Genomic DNA, 17,009 nt, shown 5'->3' on the forward strand with positions numbered 1-17,009 from the left:
ATGCCTAATCAGGGGCCCGCAAGGAGGCAAAGCCGACGCAGAGGGACAGAAAACAACAAATCCTGCCCCCGCAACCAATCTTTACTTCCGCAAAACCCGCCTCTCGGCGGGTTTTTGCGTTTCTGCTGATAGTCGAGAAAGAACTCAGCGCGCGCAGCTGGATCGACACCCATGGAAGTCCTGTCGTTCATTCGCTAACGCAAGAACTTATGGACGCCGTAGTAGGCACGATGAAAAAATAGGAATGCATATGAATCTCGATCATATCGGTAGCCTTGAGTTAGTCGTGCGCGAATTGCTAGATGGATGGCGTGAGCGCCTAGAAAATTCTGGACGAAATTTTATTGTCGCAGTGGGTCATAGTTCGAACGAGCACTTCCCTCTGAGGATATTCCTATGTGTCACAAAGGTCAGTGGTATCCAAGAATTCTCAGTGACTGTGGACGTAGCCGCGAAACCAAATGGCCTATTGGTCAGTTCAGATGCGGGATTTGATGACGGGAAAACAATAGTTGATGGTCCTAGCGCGATGATCGGGGTGGGAACGGAAGGCTTGAGTCAGATCAAGACCTGGGCCGGAGCTTTCAGTCAATTTCTGAATGACAACGAGCTTAAGTTTATTACAGTGATAGCTAATATGATCTAGGCTCAAAAGAGCCATTCTGGACGCGGTTTACTCATTCAATAACTCATTTTTTCTGGCGTAATTGTCGCGTGCGAGGATGAACTCCCGGCTCCAGACATCAATGGCATGATATCCGCGATCCAGCATCTCCTGGACGGAAGTGTCGGAGTCTATCTTATCTACTCGAACCCACCGATTGCGAGGATATTCCGGTCCAGAGGCATTGAGAAGTTGCGTCATGATGGTCGCGTAGTGGCGCAGTTCCATTGCCTGCAACGCATCCCGAACAATAGGCGCCAAAGCACCGAATGAGTTCTCGAAGAACTGAGGAAGGCCACCATTGGCGACTTCCCCGTCGAAAATAACCGTAGCGTAAAGATAGCCATAAGGCAGCCCCAACTGCTCGACCGTCCCCGGAATAAGCTCGTCTTCAATCGAAATCCCGCGCTCTGCCTGCTCAATCCCTTGTTTAAGGAGCCAGTCATCGAGCGAGCCAAGATCATTGTATGGCGCTGTCATCATGACTCCCAACTATCCAACCCACCTACGTGAGGTTGTTGATACGATCAAATCGCGAAGCCTGCAAACGGCTATAGTTACTGTGCCCATCAAAGAGCGATTACTGTAAAGGTGAGAGCGGCACACCGCTTACGACCTTTTCCTTTCGGGGACGATAAAACCGAACGTCTACGCCGACGATCTTTTGCTGAGCTGAGTTGAGATGCTCAGGAACGCATTGCCTTTGGAAGCCGACGGACCCTGAATCATGAACGTCAGGCGACACGGTCGACAAGCAGCGGCGCTCGGGCCGCCAGTCCGATCCCGGTTGCGATGAGCGACACCCGCATCCGCTCACCGAGGTATTCGTCGAAACTTGCGCCGAAGATGATTTCGGCATTCCCATCGACTTCTTCGCGGATGCGGCCGGCGGCCTCATCGACTTCGAACAGGGTGAGATCTCGACCGGCAGAGATCGAGACGAGAACCCCTTTTGCATCCCCGAGTATCGCGCCAAACAGCGGATTTTCCAGGGCTGCTTTCGCGGCCGCGGTCGCTCTGCCGGGGCCCGCAGCTTCGCCGGTCCCCATCACCGCCATGCCCATGTCCCGCATGATCGCTTTCACATCGGCGAAATCGAGATTGACCACTCCTTCCTTCAGGATCAAATCGACAATCGAACTGACGCCTGCATAAAGCACGGCGTCAGCCGAAGCAAAGGCCGCGGCAAGCGTGGTATGCGGGGCCGAGAGGCGAAAGAGGCCCTGGTTTGGGACAACGATGACGGTATCGGCGACTTCGAGGAGCTGTTCGATGCCTTCTTTCGCCTGGCGCATGCGGTGTGAGCCTTCGAACACGAAGGGCTCCGAGACAACGGCGACGGTGAGAATGCCGGCTTGCCGTGCGGCGCGGGCAATAACCGGCGCGGCCCCGGTCCCCGTGCCACCGCCCATGCCAGCGGCGATAAAGCACATATGATAACCGGCGAGATGCTCCATGATCTCGTGGATCGACTCTTCCGCAGCGGCACGACCGACTGCCGGGAGCGAGCCGGCGCCCAGACCCTCGGTAACCTTCAGGCCAAGTTGCACGACCTGCGGCGCCTTGGACTTGACGAGCGCCTGAGCGTCGGTGTTTGCAACCAGAAAATCGACACCGGATAATGCCTGCATGATCATGTTGTCGACTGCGTTTCCGCCGGCGCCGCCGACACCGATCACGGCAATCTTCGGCTTCCAGCCTGCCGGTTTCTCTAGGGGGTGAATCATTATAATCCGTCCTATCCTCGTTCGAAATTGCTTGTGGAGGCCTATGCCGCTTTTGCAGGCCAGCGCTTGAACAGCGCACTCGCATTCACGCCGCCGAACCCGAAGCCATTGGTGATCGCGTAATCCGTGAACAGCGGCCGGGCCGCCTTGGCGACGATGTCGATTCCGTCGCTGGCAGGGTCTGGTGCATCCAGATTCAGCGTTGGCGGCGCAATCTGATCGCGCAGAGCCATGATCGCAAAGATTGCTTCCAGCCCACCGGCAGCGCCGAGCAGGTGACCGGTCGCTGATTTCGTGCCGCTCACCGCCAGACCGGATGCCTTCCCGAACACCGACTTGATGGCCTCGATTTCCCCACGGTCTCCAACCGGCGTGGAGGTCGCGTGAGCATTCACGTGCTGGATTTCCTGAGGAGAAATACCGGCCTGTTGGATCGCAATTTGCATGGCTCTCGCGGCACCCGATCCATCCTCAGGACCGGACGTGATGTGGTGGGCGTCGGCTGTCGTGCCGTAGCCGACCAATTCGGCCAAAGGCTCGGCACCGCGCGCAAGGGCATGGCTGAGGGATTCGATGACCAGCACGCCCGCACCTTCGCCCATGACGAACCCGTCGCGGAGTATATCGAAGGGTCGCGATGCCAGTTCAGGCGTGTCGTTGAACCCCGTAGACAAGGAGCGCGCGGCAGCAAAGCCGCCAAGGCTCACGATATTCATACAGGCTTCCGTCCCGCCGCAGATGGCGATATCGGCTTCGTTCGCGCGAATGAGCCTGGCGGCGTCACCAATCGCCTGAACGCCTGCCGCGCACGCTGTCACGGGTGCTCCAAGGGGACCCTTTAACCCATGTCGTATCGATACCTGACCTGCTGCCAGATTGACCAGAAACGACGGGATGGTGAAGGGCGACAAACGTCGTGGCCCCTTATGGTCGACAGTCCGCACAGCGTCAGTGATGGCGGGAAAGCCGCCGATCCCGGAAGCAATGATCGTCGCCGTTCGAAGGCGGTCCTCTTCCGAAATGGGCTTCCAACGCGCCTGGGCAAGTGCTTCGTCAGCCGCCGCGAGCGCGAAAAGAATAAAGCGATCGATCTTTCGCTGATCCTTCGATGGCAGCACAAGATCAGGATCGAACCCTGCTTCTGCGTCCTCGGCGATGGAGGGGACCACACCACCGATCTTGGCGGGGAGACCACCGACAACCTCGTCCGATAGACGGCGAATCCCGGATTTTCCGGCTTTGAGCCGTGTCCAGGAGCTTGAGACATTGGCACCGAGGGGGCTGAGCGCACCCATGCCTGTGACGACGATACGACGCATGATAACTCCGAGAAATTGTGTGTTGCCGGACTGGAACGGTGGCGTCCTAGTCTTCGTCGAGGGGGGCGAGGCGCTCTACCTCATTGGCCGCCGCTTGAAGCAGACGGTCCGACATATCCGCGTCCGTCATGATCCTTGACAGCGTGACCGCGCCGACCATCAGGGACAGCACCACCATCGCCTTTTCATTGGCGTCGGGCTCGCCTTTTTCCGGCATCAGTTCCTCCAGCACCTGCAGATGAGCCTCGATCCCGTCTTGGAAGGGTGTCCGGACTTCCGCCCTTTGGCGAGCCGCGTCAGAGCCAAGTGCGACGAGCGGGCATCCGTCCCCCGTTTCTCCGTGATGGTCGGCCGACAAGTAGAGACCGACGACCGCGCGCAACGGACCGGAGCTCGAGGCTGCGACGGACGACCACCGGCGCGTTGCACTCTCCATCGCCCGACGGGATGCGAGCGCCGCGAGATCGTCTTTGGATTCGAACTGCTTATAGAAGCCGCCCTGGGTAAGGCCGGCTCCCTTCATCAGGTCTTTGAGACTGATCCCGTCAAAACCATGTTCGCGAAAGAGCCGGCTTGCCGCAGTGATCACTGCGTCTCGATTTGCTTCGGCCTGGGCTCGAGTGACTCGCATTTGCTGCTCCTTTTAGATTTCATTTGACATCTATATACGTTTTAGATTTAAGTTGCAATCTATTCCGATGAATCGACCGTCAAGAAGGGTCATCACATGAAAACGAAGTTTCTCCTCTCCTCTGCGGTCGTGATCGCCGGCGCCGCCACCGCCGCGTTTGTCTTTTGGCCGACCGAGAAAGTCGCGGCAGCGGCCGATCCTCGGACCGCAATCCCCTTTGTGAGTGTCGTAGAGGCAACGACGCCGGATACCGTCGCTAGAAGCTTTACCGGGACGATCGCGCCCCGCGTCCAGAGCGATCTTGGCTTTCGTGTCCCCGGCAAGATCGTCGAAAGGCTGGTGAACCTCGGTGACGAGGTGAAAGCCGGACAGCCCTTGATGAAGATCGACGAAACAGATCTGCGCCTCGCGCTGACCGCGAAACGCAATGCCGTTGCGGCGGCACAGGCAACATTCGTTCAGGCACAAGCCGACGAAAAGCGTTTCGCCGCTCTGGTGAAAAACCTGGCGGCATCCACGCAGCAGTATGAAAAGGCGAAAGCGGCCCTTGATACTGCCACCGCGCAACTTGCGGCGGCAAAAGCCGAGGCGAATGTCGCTGACAACGAGGCGACATATACGGTGCTGCTGGCAGACGCCGACGGAACAATTGTCGAAACGCTGGGCGAACCCGGACAGGTGGTCGCAGCCGGCCAGACGGTCATTCGGCTTGCCCAGGCCGGAGCGCGGGAGGCTCTGGTGTGGATGCCCGAAAATCTCAGGCCGGAGATCGGCGCGACCGCACAAGCCACCGTTTATGGCCGCGACGCAGAAGACAACGCGGTGCTTCGCCAGATTTCGGCTTCAGCAGAAACGCGAACCCGCACCTACGAAACGCGTTGGGTCCTGCAAGGAGGTGCGGCGACAGCGCATCTGGGCGCAACGGTAACGATCAAGATACCCAATAAGGATGCGCAAACCCATGCCGAGGTGCCGATCGGCGCGCTTCTGGACGACGGCAACCGTTCGGGCATCTGGGTCGTCGATAAATCCTCTACCGTTCACTTCCGGGAACTGACGGTCGAACGGCTCGGCGAGGAAGATGCGATCGTTTCTGGCTTGAAGCCGGGCGAAGTCGTCGTTGCACTTGGCGCGCATCTCCTGACCGACGGCGCGACCATTCGGACGGGTGCAGAAAAAGCAGAGGCGGCCAAGTGATGAGCTTCAATCTTTCCGCGCTGGCCGTTCGTGAGCGGGCCGTCACCCTCTTTTTCATCATCCTTCTAGCCGCAGCAGGCGTCTACGCCTTCATGAGTCTCGGGCGCGCAGAGGATCCGTCCTTCACCATCAAGACGATGACCGTTACGAGTGTCTGGCCGGGCGCAACAGCGCGCGAGATGCAGGATCTCGTCGCGGAACCGCTGGAAAAGCGTCTTCAGGAACTGACCTGGTATGATCGGGTGGAGACAACCACCCGTCCTGCCTACGCTTACCTGACGGTTACCCTCAAGGACAGCACGCCGGCCAGCGCGGTCGAGGAAGAATTCTATCAGGCACGCAAGAAACTGGGCGACGAGGCGAGGAGCCTGCCGCCTGGTGTCTTCGGACCTTTCGTCAATGATGAGTATTCTGACGTCAGCTTCGCCCTTTACGCGCTGAAAGCCAAGGGCATGCCGATGCGCGACCTGGTTCGTCAGGCGGAAACGATCCGGCAGGACCTTTTGCATGTGCCGGGCGTGAAGAAGATCAACATTCTCGGCGAACGGCCCGAGCAGATCTTTGTCGAATTCTCCTTCGCCAAGCTCGCTACGCTTGGTGTGTCGGCGCAGGACATCGCGTCGGCCCTCCAAAACCAGAACACCGTGACGCCCGCCGGCTCCATCGATACACGCGGTCCGCAGGTCTTTATCCGGTTTGATGGCGCCTACAACAGCATACAGGCGATCGCGGATACACCGATCGTGGCCGGTGGCCGGACTCTGAAACTCTCCGATATAGCGGATATCCGTCGCGGCTACGAAGATCCCGCGACCTACATCATTCGACACGAGGGCGAGCCGGCGATCATGCTGGCTGCCGTTATGCAATCGGGCTGGAATGGTCTCGAACTCGGCAAGGCGCTTGAGGAAAGATCTGCGACGATCAGCCAATCACTGCCTCTCGGTATGACTCTGGCGAAGGTCAGCGACCAAGCCGTGAACATTCAGGAAGCCGTCGGCGAATTCATGATGAAGTTCGCGATGGCGCTCGGTGTCGTGCTGTTCGTCAGTCTGATCGCTCTGGGCTGGCGCGTCGGTATCGTCGTGGCACTCGCCGTTCCACTGACGCTTGCCGTGGTCTTCCTGATCATGCTGGAAACCGGACGCTTCTTCGATCGCATTACGCTTGGCGCCCTGATTCTGGCGCTCGGACTTCTGGTAGATGATGCGATCATCGCTATTGAGGTCATGGTCGTAAAGATGGAAGAGGGCATGGACCGCATCAAGGCGGCCGCCTATGCCTGGAGCCATACCGCAGCGCCCATGCTGTCAGGCACGCTTGTCACCATTATCGGCCTGATGCCGGTCGGTTTTGCGAAATCGACGGCGGGTGAGTATGCCGGCAACATTTTCTGGGTCGTGGGCTTCGCTCTTATCGTATCCTGGATCATCGCCGTGGTGTTCACACCCTATCTCGGCGTCAAGATGCTTCCCGACATCAAGCCTGTCACGGGCGGACATGGCGCCATCTATGGCACGCCGAATTACCAACGTCTTCGTGCAGTCATCAAGTTCGCCGTTCGCCATAAGTTCATGACCTGCGCTGTCGTGGTCGTGGTCATGGCTGTGTCCGTCGTGGGAATGGGAAGCGTTAAGCAGCAATTCTTCCCGACGTCGGATCGTCCCGAGGTGCTGGTCGAGGTTCGGCTGCCCGAAGGCACGAGTATCGAAACGACCACCGCTACGGTCGAAAAGCTCGAGCGCTGGCTGCAGAAGCAGCCCGAGTCGAAGATCGTAACCAGCTATATCGGCCAGGGCGCGCCACGATTCTTCTTTGCAATGGCGCCTGAACTGCCGGATCCGGCCTTCGCCAAGATCGTAGCGCTCACCCCCGATGCAGAAGGTCGTGAAGCGCTGAAGCATCGCCTGCGTGCCGCCATCGCCGATGGCCTTGCGCCGGAAGCCTCCGTTCGCGTCACGCAGCTCGTGTTCGGACCTTACACACCTTTCCCCGTCGAGTTTCGCATTATGGGGCCCGATCCCGAGAAGCTCTATCAGATCTCGGAACAGGCACTCGCGATCATGAAAACCGTCCCGGACGTTCGCCAGTCCAACCGCGATTGGGGCAACCGCACGCCCATCGTCCGCTTCATTCCTGACCAGGAGAGGCTTAATCTCATCGGCCTGTCGCCAGCCGAAGCCGCCCAACAGTTGCAGCTTCTGCTGACGGGCGTTCCTATAACCCAGGTCCGTGAAAACATCCGCAACGTCCCGGTTGTTGCGCGCAGCGGTGGCGACAATCGTCTTGATCCCTCAAAGCTCTCGGACTTCTCGCTGATCAGCAGGGACGGAAGGGCAATTCCGCTCGATCAGATCGGTCACTCGGAGGTTAGCTTCGAAGAGCCGATCATGAAGCGCCGTGACCGCACGCCGGTCATCACCGTCCGGTCTGACATCAGCGAGGCAACGCAACCACCGGAAGTGTCGAAGGCCGTCATGCAGGCCCTGCAGCCATTGATCACCTCGCTGCCCGTCGGTTATCGGATCGAAATGGGCGGCAATATCGAGGAATCGCTCAAGGCAAACGTCGCGCTCGCCAAAATCTTCCCCTTGATGATCGCAGCGACACTGATCGTGATCGTTCTTCAGGTTCGCAGCCTGTCGACCATGACCATGGTCATATTGACGGCGCCGCTTGGCCTTGCCGGTGCAGTGCCGGCCTTGCTCCTCTTCAATCAACCTTTCGGTTTCAACGCCATTCTAGGTCTGATTGGACTTGCCGGTATCCTGATGCGCAACACCCTCATCCTGACCGAGCAGATCAAGGAAAACCAGGCGGCTGGCCTCGATGACTATCACGCCGTCATCGAAGCGACCGTGCAGCGAACCCGTCCGGTGATCCTGACGGCGCTTGCAGCGGTACTCGCGTTCATTCCGCTGACCCATTCGGTGTTCTGGGGATCGATGGCCTACACGCTGATCGGCGGCACGGCTGTCGGCACCGCGATGATCCTGCTGTTCCTTCCTGCTCTCTATGCGGCATGGTTCCGGATCAAGCCCACAGAGGAAACCGAGATGCACCAAGACCATGGAACGATCCAGTCGGGGGCTAGTCAGACGGAACCGAAGATGCATCTCGCGGCGGAGTGATGCGATGACCTACTCCGAAGCGTCGCTGACGCTTCGGAGTAGTCGAAGGGTAACCATCAGGTCCCGCCTCCAGCCCAATGGCGGCGGGATCCAGCCGTCAACCACCCACGCGAATCGAAGAATAGGAGCGACATGACCCCGATCGTATCAATTTTCAGAAACCCTCCCGATGGCGGCCGGGGTTTTCACCGGGATATGCGCGTGCGATGGGCGCTTGTTGGGCAGCCCTATGAGATGCGATTGCTGACTTTTTCCGAAATGCGCCGTCCTGAATACCGCGAGCTTCATCCTTTTGGGCAGGTGCCGACCTATGAGGACGGGGATCTCGTGCTTTTTGAGTCAGGTGCGATCGTCCATCACATCGCGCACAAATTTCCTGGCCTGCTCCCGCTCGATCCAAACGCCAGGTCTCGTGCGATTATGTGGATGTTTGCGGCGTTGAACACAATCGAGCCTTGCATCTCATCCGATGGCGCCGGCTATCTGCCTGTTCGGCTTAGGGAACTTTCCTCCAAGCTTGGCAACGCTGATTGGTTGGAAGGGGAATTCAGTGCCGCGGACCTATTGATGGTGTCAGTGCTGCGAGCGCTACGCGGCACTGAATTCCTCGAAAACAATCCAAATCTTAAGAATTACGTCGCACGCGGTGAAGGGCGGCCGGCATTTCGACGGGCGCTGACAACGTCTGCACCTGTGATTCGATCAGCATGACTGCCCGAACGATGCACGCAAAAATCGTTTCATGGTCGTGGGCATGTCGAGCACTTGAAGGAGATCCGGATGTCATTTGAAACCAGCAGAATTTTCGTGATTGGTGCCACGGGAGCACAAGGAATGTCGGTGGTAAAGGGTCTGGTCGCTGACGGCAAATATGACGTTCTGGCACTCACCCGAGACGGTACATCGGAGCGCGCGAGACAACTGGAGGATATGGGCAATGTCTCCTTGATAGAGGGTTCATTCGCTGACGAAGAGATTCTCCGCAAAGGCTTCCGTGCTTGCAATGGAGCTTTTGTCAATATCGACGGGTTCAACACGGGCGAGAAAACAGAAACCTATCTCGCGATGAGGACCTATGAAATCGCGATCGAGGAGGGGATCAGGTTCTTCGTTTTCGGCAACCTCGACTATGTGCTGAAAAAGGCAGGATATGATTCGCGTTTCCGAACCGGCCACTATGACGGCAAAGGGCGCGTCGCAGAATGGATTCTGTCGCAAAACAAAGCCAATGCCGACAGGATGGGCGCCGCGATATTTACGACCGGGCCGTATATGGAGATGGCGTTCTCGCCCTTTACGCCGATGACGCCCAGAATTGAGGAGGGCGTTGTTACCTGGAGAGTGCCGCTTGGACGTGGAGCCGTTGTCCATGTCTCGCTGGAAGATTGCGCATATTATGTCCGTTGGCTTTTCGACAACACCGAACGGTCTGTCGGAATGGACCTTGAGGTTGCCATCGAACATGTGCGTTACGACGAACTCGCTGCGACGTTCGAGCGTGTGACGGGACATCCCGCACGTTACATAGATACCGACGTGCATCAGTATTTCGGCGGATCCCTCAAGAACGCGGCAGATCGGCCGGCCGGCTACAATGCGGATCCCGCCGATAGGAGCACGATGAGTTTTAGGGACAACTTCACGGGCTTCTGGAACATGTGGAGACATGACATCATCAAACGCGATTACCAGCTTCTTGATGACATCCATCCCAACAGATTGAGGTCGGCCGAGCAGTGGATACGGCGCCATGAGGAACTTGCCCGCTTAAACGGTTCACCTTCGCTCTGGGACAAGCTGCAGCCCGAGGCGTTGCAAAACAGCTTTTCGGTTCTGAAAAGCAGCGAAGATAGGCAAAGGGGAAATGTTGGCGGCCTCTGACACCTTGGTGATGCCAAGCGATGGCCTGAGGTCACGCCGAGGCGAAGACGCTGAAATCAGGAGCCTTATTCTCGATCATGCCGAAGCCTATATCCGCCGCATCGGCCACAAGAAAACCAACGTCGCCGATATAGCAGATAACCTGGACATGAGCCGGGCGAACATCTATCGCTTTTTCCCAACGAGAGCGGCTATAGACCATGGCGTTTTTGCCAGGCTAACCGACGACACGCTGTCGGCGATCACTCATATCGCCGGCGGTCCCGACACCGCTCCGGCAAGGCTGGTTACGATCCTGCAAGTCCTTCATCGTCGGGTTCGCGAAGATTTTATCCATGCGCCGAATATCCACGCGCTCTACGTCGCAGCTTATTTGGACAACTGGGCAGTAACGCGCCTCTATCTTCAACGATTGATCGCAATTCTCGCAAAAATCCTCCGCGAGATGAATGCATCATCTAAACTGGGCGTTGCTGGTTCAGTGGAAACCGCACAAGCTGTTGTCGATGCAATGAATCCGTTTCTGCATCCTCTTCTGGTTGAACTGCGCCTAAAAAACCAGAATGATGTCGACATGGAACTGAGAGGCCAGATCGCATTCGTCCTGAGCGCCCTCGGCGTTCGAGTGGCATGGTCCGCAAAAATACGAAAATGAGTGGGAAGGGAGATGATGGAGATCGCTTTAAAAATAGCCGACGGCTCACGGCAAGGAGTTTGTCGTGCTTGCGAAACCGTGGGTCCATAAATATGCGTACGCCTCAGACACCCTCCAAATTCGACTAATTTGCAAGTCTGCGACTCTCAGGCCCCGCAACCAACTTTCCCAATATCCAATACGCAAAAATCGCGTTCTCGCCTGCCGCACCGAGCTGCGGAAACTACGCTTCCCTGGTCTGGCGAACGGGCGGAGATACTGATCCGCCGCATTGGCACAGAGTGCAAATCCGGGGCTGTCAGGGGTTTCGCTGAAACGGCAGACATGCTCTTTGCGGGGGGAGGCGGGCTGAGCCCGACGCCGGGTGAATAACGGCGGCATTGCCGTTGCGATCTGTGCGTGGCATCTTCCCGGCGGGGATGACACGCCTCGTCCCGAGGTCGTTGGATGGGTTTTTCCGTTTTATGCTGTGTAAGTCTATCTTCCCAACGGAGGCTTGAATGAGTGTTGGCCTGATCGCCCTTCTTGATGATATCGCCGCCTTGGCCAAGGTGGCTGCAGCCTCGCTTGACGATATTGCCGGCCAGGCAGCCAAGGCAGGCGCGAAAGCGGCAGGCGTCGTCATCGATGATGCGGCAGTCACACCCCGCTACGTCACCGGATTTTCGGCAGCACGCGAAGTGCCGATCATCGGCAAGATCGCAGTCGGTTCGCTGAAGAACAAGCTTCTGATCCTGCTTCCCGCGGCGCTTATCCTCAGCCTCGTCGCGCCGCAGGCGATCACACCGCTGCTTATGATCGGCGGACTTTTTCTCTGCTACGAGGGCGTGGAAAAAATCTACGCACTGGTGCTGCCGCATGCGGCTCACGCCCATGAATCGGCACTCGAGACGACAAGCCTCGATGCGCAATCCCTCGAAGACGAAAAGGTCGCCGGTGCGATCAAGACCGATTTCATCCTGTCGGCCGAAATCATGGCGATTACGCTCGCCGCGGTGCCATCAGGCAGCTTATTCACGCAGGCCTTCATCCTTGCCGTCGTTGGACTGGGTATAACGGCCATGGTCTATGGCGGCGTGGCGCTGATCGTGAAGGCCGATGATCTGGGCCTGATGATGGCGCGGGTGCAGACGGCGTCTCCGATGGGGGCATTCCTGCGCGTGGTCGGACGTGGACTGGTCACAGGCATGCCTTATTTTCTGAAAGCGCTCGGTATTGTCGGAACGGCTGCGATGATCTGGGTCGGCGGCGGCATCATCGTGCACGGCCTCGAAGCCTATGGCGTGGGTGGCCTTGCGCATCTCATCCATGATGCCGGGGAGGTCGCCTCCCAAGCCATTCCCGTTCTGGCGTCCGTGTTGCGATGGGCCGTCGAGGCCACCGGAGCGGGCATCGTCGGTATTGTCGCCGGCTTGATCACGATTCCGGTCGCAGGCTACGTTATCTCCCCGATGTGGCGCTACTTCAAATCAGTCCTGCCGCGTCGCCGGCGGAAAGAGGCACTGGCGGACGGGAAAAAATGAAACTCTCGGATTCTCGCCCGCGAATGAGCTGCCCGCTCATCGGTCCGAGCCGCAGTTTCTGTCAGGAGCGACCGACATCCGGGACCATAAGTCCCGCCTTGCGCAGCCCTTCAACGCGGCGGTTAAAGTCCTCGGGGTTTCGGAAGGGGAGGACGCGGCGGCGGCGTTCGATGGAGCCAGGATGCGATCCTCGTCCGCACCGGCGAGACGGCTGTAGCCGACCACATCCGCGACCAGGATCGCCGCCAGTTTTCGCGTCACGCTCGTAGCCTCAGTTCCTCATCGGACCAAAATAGCACAGCGTGACCGGCAACGTAGCCATCGCCTTCATGAGAAGGGGTCGCGCCTGGGCTTGAAGATCGTCGGTGAAGCGGACGCGACCGCGGCTATTCTCCGTCTTTCAGGGAGAAGGCAAAGACGTAGTCGCCGACATCCTTCGAATATGGTGCGCCGCCAACCGATATCACGACATATTGCTTGCCGGTTATGGGTGAGACGTAGGTCATCGGCGTTGCACTCGCGCCGACCGGAAGGGGATATTTCCAGAGCTCATCACCGTTCTCGGCGTCGTAAGCGCGGATGTAATAATCCTGAAAGCCGGCGAAGAAGACGACACCGCCGGCAGTCGCCGACGTACCGGCATAACTCGGCAGGCCCATCGGCATCGGCAGATTGCTTTTGATCTTAAACGGCCCGAGCTGTTCGGCGGTCCCGGCCGGGACCTGCCATGCGATCTTGCGGGTGTTCAGATCCACGGCTGTGATGGTGCCGAAGGGCGGTTGCGTGCAGGGAACGCGGAGCCTCGATGTCCACATTTCGGTGGCCATGCCGAAAGGTGTGCCGCGCTGCGGGGCGGAGGGGCCGTGTGCAGTCGTGGTGAGGGCAAAATCGACATATTCCCCGCGGGGAATGAGGGCGAAGAGGCTGGGCACACGGATATCGTTCAGGAAGACCCGGTTGTTGGGCAGATCGACCGAAACGCTCCCCCAATTGAGGCCTCCAAGGTTTCCCGGCTGCTGAATCGCATATTGCGGACCGATCGGGGTGAAATCGCCGTCGTAGCGCATCTTTCGAAAGGCGATGCGGCATGCCAGCTGATCGAAGATCGTCAGGCCCCAGGCCGTCTGCTCCGTCACCCGTTCCGCACCGATGGTCGGCATGCCGACGGAATAGGGCTGGGTCGGAGACAATTTCTCCTCGGGTGCGCCACCTTGCTGCGGTACCGGCTTCTCCTGAACCTCGGCAAGCGGTGCACCGGTCTGACGGTTGAGCAGGAAAAGCTGCCCGCGTTTGGTGGTCTGCAGCAGTGCAGGGATGGTGGCGCCATTGCCGTCGGGAAGGTCGATCAGAACCGGCTGGGCCGGCAGGTCATAGTCCCAGATATCGTGATGCACGGTCTGGAACTTCCATTTCTCCCGTCCCGTCGTGACATCAAGCGCCACCAACGTGGCATTGTATTGATCGGCGAAGGCCGGACGATTAACGCCGTAATAATCCGGGGTGGTATTGCCGAGCGGTGCATAGATGAGGCCGAGCTTGTCGTCGAATGCGGCCGTCGTCCACATGTTGGGCGTGGCCCGCGTATAGGTCTGGCCCTCCGGCGGGAGTTTGGTGATCTCTAGGTTGCCAAGATCCCATGCCCATTCGAGCTCGCCGGTAACGACATTGAAGGCGCGGATGACGCCCGAGGGTTCGCCCATCTCCTGATTGTCTATGACCCAGCCTCCGATGACGATCAGATTGCGGGCAATCAGTGGCGCCGACGTCTGAAAATAGTAACCCGACTTGACTTCACCCATGCCCTGGGAAAGCTGCACCGTGCCATTGTCTCCGAAGCCCCTGCAGGGCGCGCCGGTCTTGCTGTCGATCTCCAGGAGACGGGCATCGATTGTCGTCTGCACCAGACGCTCATTGCAAAGACCGTCGGCGGATTGGGCCTCCTGTGGCATCTTGTAGTAGCCGAGGCCGCGGCAGCGTTGCCAGTAAGGCGCGGCCGCCTTGGGATCGAAGGTCCAGCGGGGTTTGCCCGTATCTGCATCAAGCGCTGCGATCACATTGGTCGGCGTGCAGGTGTAGACCGTATCGCCGATCTGCAGAGGCGTGTTCTGATCGGCGCCATCGCTTTTGCCGGTGCGATATGTCCAGGCAAGGTCGAGCTTGGCAACATTGCCGCGGTTGATCTGATCGAACGGGGAGTAGCGGTCTCCGGCCGTGCTGCGGCCATAGGACGTCCAGTCGGAGGGTGAGTTGTCACCCTTGGCGGTCTTATAGGCGGGGATGCCGGCGGAGGGGCGGATCAACCCGTGCGGCGTGAACGCAAGGCTAAAACCGACAGCGAAGAGGATGACCGCAATCAAGGTGCCGCCATAGAAGAGTTTGCGGTTGGCGGTTGGCGAAAGTGACGGCGCAAAGAAAAGTGCAAAGCCCGCCAGCGCGATGGGCGACATCAGACGCGCAAAGAGCGCCCAGAAATTGAAACCCGACTCCCATAGTGCCCAGGGAAGGGTGAAAACGGCCACAAGCAGGACGATGAGGGCGCCTGACGTCTGCCGGCGCCACAGCAGAAGCGCGGCAGCCAGATAGGCAAGCCCGACCATCGCGTAATAGGGCGAGCCGCCGAAGCCGAGCAGCAAGGCGCCGCCTCCCATCAGACCCAATCCGATGAAGGCGAGTACAATAAAAAACAGGGTGGCCAGAAATTTCATAGTTTCCTCATCCAATCCGCCGCCCGATCGTCTGGTCCAACGCCGACCGTCGCATGGCGCCTCGGGAAGCGCAGGGCCATTGGGTTGACGGTCAGCGGTCTCGTCTTCGGGAGAGGGCGCTCTCTCGTTCAATTTTTTCCTGATGTACCTCTGGTCACTGACACGCGGCCCCGACCTGGCAATGATGCCGCCGCCGCTCTGCGGCAACAGCTTACCATTCCAATTCGTGTCAATACTTCTGAAAGGGCCACAGATGTTTCTCGGCGAAAAGCTTGATCTAGCAAAAGGGCGACCGACAGGATTCGATTATATGCGATTGCTGTTAGCCTTTTCAGTGCTTTGGATACATACGGCCCGCGTCACGTACGGCGATGATCTGTTTCTCTGGGAGTCACCTTTCCGTCCAGTCATCAAATCAGTGCTGCCCATGTTCTTCGTTCTGAGCGGATTCCTGGTGGCGGGCAGTCTTGAACGGTCGAAGACATTGATCTCCTTTCTCGGGAACCGATTTATTCGGATCTACCCTGCCCTTGCGGTGGAGGTATTGCTGGCTGCCTTTATACTCGGAGCGATCTATACAGAGTATGACCTCAGTGACTATTTCTCCGATCCTCAGTTCTTTACCTACCTGCTGAATGTCACAGGCCATATCCACTTCAATCTGCCCGGCGTATTCCTGGATAATCCCGACGCAGCGATGGTGAATGGGCAGCTCTGGACGGTGCCCTTCGAGCTTGAGTGCTATGCCGCGATCGCCGCGCTGTTTCTGCTCGGCGTGGTCAGGCGGCGGGTGATCGCCCTTGTCGCAACGCCGGCTTTGATCATCAGCTTCGGTATGGCAAGGTATTGGAAACATGAGAGCGATTGGGCAGCGATGCCGACGACCGCGTCGGGCAACCTGCTCATCTGTGCGTTTCTCGTAGGGGTGACCTTCTATCTCTATAGGGACAAGGTTCTGTGGGATGTGAGAATATTCCTTGCCTCGGTGGCAACCATATTATGGGCCTACTGGTTTAGTTCCTTTGGAGATTTCATTGCCATTCCGGCAATCGGATATGTCACCGTCTTTCTCGGCCTGACCTCGCCCCGCAAGCTCGGCATTCTCAGCGGGGCCGACTATTCCTACGGCGTCTTCCTCTATGGCTATCCCATTCAACAGGCGTTCGTGGCGCTCGGGCCTTGGGCGCATAACTGGTGGTTGAATGGTATTGTCTGCAGCATCGTTGCCACCTGCTTTGCCGCCTTCTCGTGGAGATTCATCGAAAAGCCGGCGTTGAAATTGAGGAAACAGGTCACCTGGCTTGAAAACCTCAGCCTCAAGCGTGGTGCAAAACGGCAATTGGCCGCCGCAGTCGCCAAATAGGCCTATCGATACCGGTCCCGAGGCCGGCGATCCCATCGTGCCTAACCCCGACGGACATCAGCAGGGCTTGCCAGTCAACAGCGAGTTCTGATTCGTTGAGCCGTGGTCGATTGCCGGGGAAAAATATCCGCCTGTCGCGAAGGCTGGGCGTGGACCAGCCTTGCGTCATCGACGTCGTCGCCATCTCGTGCTGGGATGATAAGTGCCATTGGA

General features: G+C 58.3%; 13 protein-coding genes. 8 read left to right on the forward strand and 5 right to left on the reverse strand.

The window, feature by feature from the left end; genetic code table 11:
• The coding region (locus BBJ66_RS35135; protein ID WP_210184954.1) for a hypothetical protein at positions 1–646 on the forward strand (646 nt) is incomplete at its 5' end.
• A 27-nt stretch (positions 647–673) separates the two neighbouring features.
• On the opposite strand, the gene BBJ66_RS10345 is transcribed toward BBJ66_RS35135, so the two are convergent.
• The 4 genes from BBJ66_RS10345 to BBJ66_RS10360 form a co-directional block, all read right to left on the reverse strand.
• Entirely contained in the window at positions 674–1,144 is a 471-nt protein-coding gene (locus BBJ66_RS10345; protein WP_161492673.1) for a DMP19 family protein, read from the reverse strand.
• Positions 1,145–1,398: 254 nt separating this feature from the next.
• Complete coding sequence (ftsZ, locus tag BBJ66_RS10350; protein ID WP_116429621.1) at positions 1,399–2,391, reverse strand: cell division protein FtsZ; 993 nt, start codon at positions 2,389–2,391, stop codon at positions 1,399–1,401.
• 41 nt (positions 2,392–2,432) lie between these two features.
• The gene (gene fabF, locus BBJ66_RS10355) at positions 2,433–3,710 is read right to left on the reverse strand and encodes a beta-ketoacyl-ACP synthase II (protein ID WP_049731532.1); all 1,278 of its coding nucleotides are present in this window, start codon (positions 3,708–3,710) and stop codon (positions 2,433–2,435) included.
• Positions 3,711–3,756: 46 nt separating this feature from the next.
• Positions 3,757–4,341, reverse strand: a complete 585-nt coding sequence (locus BBJ66_RS10360; protein ID WP_049731531.1) for a TetR/AcrR family transcriptional regulator — start codon at positions 4,339–4,341, stop codon at positions 3,757–3,759.
• Between the two features lie 96 nt (positions 4,342–4,437).
• Between BBJ66_RS10360 and BBJ66_RS10365 the strand changes: the two genes are divergently transcribed.
• The 6 genes from BBJ66_RS10365 (at position 4,438) to BBJ66_RS10390 (ending at position 12,728) form a co-directional block, all read left to right on the forward strand.
• Positions 4,438–5,538, forward strand: coding sequence for an efflux RND transporter periplasmic adaptor subunit (locus BBJ66_RS10365; RefSeq protein ID WP_049731530.1), 1,101 nt, complete (start codon positions 4,438–4,440; stop codon positions 5,536–5,538).
• Positions 5,538–8,669: an efflux RND transporter permease subunit gene (locus tag BBJ66_RS10370; protein ID WP_071086839.1), complete on the forward strand. Its 3,132-nt coding sequence runs from the start codon at positions 5,538–5,540 to the stop codon at positions 8,667–8,669. Before BBJ66_RS10365 ends, BBJ66_RS10370 begins: the two co-directional genes overlap by 1 nt.
• 132 nt (positions 8,670–8,801) lie before the next feature.
• Positions 8,802–9,380: a glutathione S-transferase family protein gene (locus BBJ66_RS10375; protein WP_071086842.1), complete on the forward strand. Its 579-nt coding sequence runs from the start codon at positions 8,802–8,804 to the stop codon at positions 9,378–9,380.
• A 69-nt stretch (positions 9,381–9,449) separates the two neighbouring features.
• A complete protein-coding gene (locus tag BBJ66_RS10380) occupies positions 9,450–10,550 on the forward strand; it encodes an NmrA family NAD(P)-binding protein (protein ID WP_071086844.1) in 1,101 nt (366 codons plus the stop codon).
• A complete protein-coding gene (locus BBJ66_RS10385) occupies positions 10,537–11,205 on the forward strand; it encodes a TetR family transcriptional regulator (RefSeq protein ID WP_443217132.1) in 669 nt (222 codons plus the stop codon). The genes BBJ66_RS10380 and BBJ66_RS10385 overlap by 14 nt, the downstream gene beginning before the upstream one ends.
• A gap of 500 nt (positions 11,206–11,705) precedes the next feature.
• On the forward strand, positions 11,706–12,728 hold the full coding sequence (locus tag BBJ66_RS10390; protein WP_049731525.1) for a DUF808 domain-containing protein: 1,023 nt from the start codon (positions 11,706–11,708) through the stop codon (positions 12,726–12,728).
• 386 nt (positions 12,729–13,114) lie between these two features.
• Here the strand turns inward: BBJ66_RS10390 and BBJ66_RS10395 are convergent, their stop codons facing one another.
• Positions 13,115–15,433 (reverse strand): membrane-bound PQQ-dependent dehydrogenase, glucose/quinate/shikimate family, encoded by a 2,319-nt coding sequence (locus tag BBJ66_RS10395; protein WP_071086846.1) that lies wholly within the window; start codon positions 15,431–15,433, stop codon positions 13,115–13,117.
• Between the two features lie 253 nt (positions 15,434–15,686).
• Between BBJ66_RS10395 and BBJ66_RS10400 the strand changes: the two genes are divergently transcribed.
• Entirely contained in the window at positions 15,687–16,796 is a 1,110-nt protein-coding gene (locus BBJ66_RS10400; protein ID WP_071086987.1) for an acyltransferase family protein, read from the forward strand.
• Positions 16,797–17,009: the final 213 nt, after the last annotated feature.

The sequence above is a fragment of the Rhizobium sp. RSm-3 genome, assembly GCF_001854685.1.
Taxonomy (GTDB): Bacteria; Pseudomonadota; Alphaproteobacteria; order Rhizobiales; family Rhizobiaceae; genus Rhizobium; species Rhizobium ecuadorense.

Excerpts from the sequence above, each read along its gene's own strand:
- BBJ66_RS10345 (WP_161492673.1), bottom strand. The coding sequence starts at position 1,144 with ATGACAGCGCCATACAATGATCTTGGCTCGCTCGATGACTGGCTCCTT.
- ftsZ (WP_116429621.1), bottom strand. The coding sequence starts at position 2,391 with ATGATTCACCCCCTAGAGAAACCGGCAGGCTGGAAGCCGAAGATTGCC.
- fabF (WP_049731532.1), bottom strand. The coding sequence starts at position 3,710 with ATGCGTCGTATCGTCGTCACAGGCATGGGTGCGCTCAGCCCCCTCGGT.
- BBJ66_RS10360 (WP_049731531.1), bottom strand. The coding sequence starts at position 4,341 with ATGCGAGTCACTCGAGCCCAGGCCGAAGCAAATCGAGACGCAGTGATC.
- BBJ66_RS10365 (WP_049731530.1), top strand. The coding sequence starts at position 4,438 with ATGAAAACGAAGTTTCTCCTCTCCTCTGCGGTCGTGATCGCCGGCGCC.
- BBJ66_RS10370 (WP_071086839.1), top strand. The coding sequence starts at position 5,538 with ATGAGCTTCAATCTTTCCGCGCTGGCCGTTCGTGAGCGGGCCGTCACC.
- BBJ66_RS10375 (WP_071086842.1), top strand. The coding sequence starts at position 8,802 with ATGACCCCGATCGTATCAATTTTCAGAAACCCTCCCGATGGCGGCCGG.
- BBJ66_RS10380 (WP_071086844.1), top strand. The coding sequence starts at position 9,450 with ATGTCATTTGAAACCAGCAGAATTTTCGTGATTGGTGCCACGGGAGCA.
- BBJ66_RS10390 (WP_049731525.1), top strand. The coding sequence starts at position 11,706 with ATGAGTGTTGGCCTGATCGCCCTTCTTGATGATATCGCCGCCTTGGCC.
- BBJ66_RS10395 (WP_071086846.1), bottom strand. The coding sequence starts at position 15,433 with ATGAAATTTCTGGCCACCCTGTTTTTTATTGTACTCGCCTTCATCGGA.
- BBJ66_RS10400 (WP_071086987.1), top strand. The coding sequence starts at position 15,687 with ATGTTTCTCGGCGAAAAGCTTGATCTAGCAAAAGGGCGACCGACAGGA.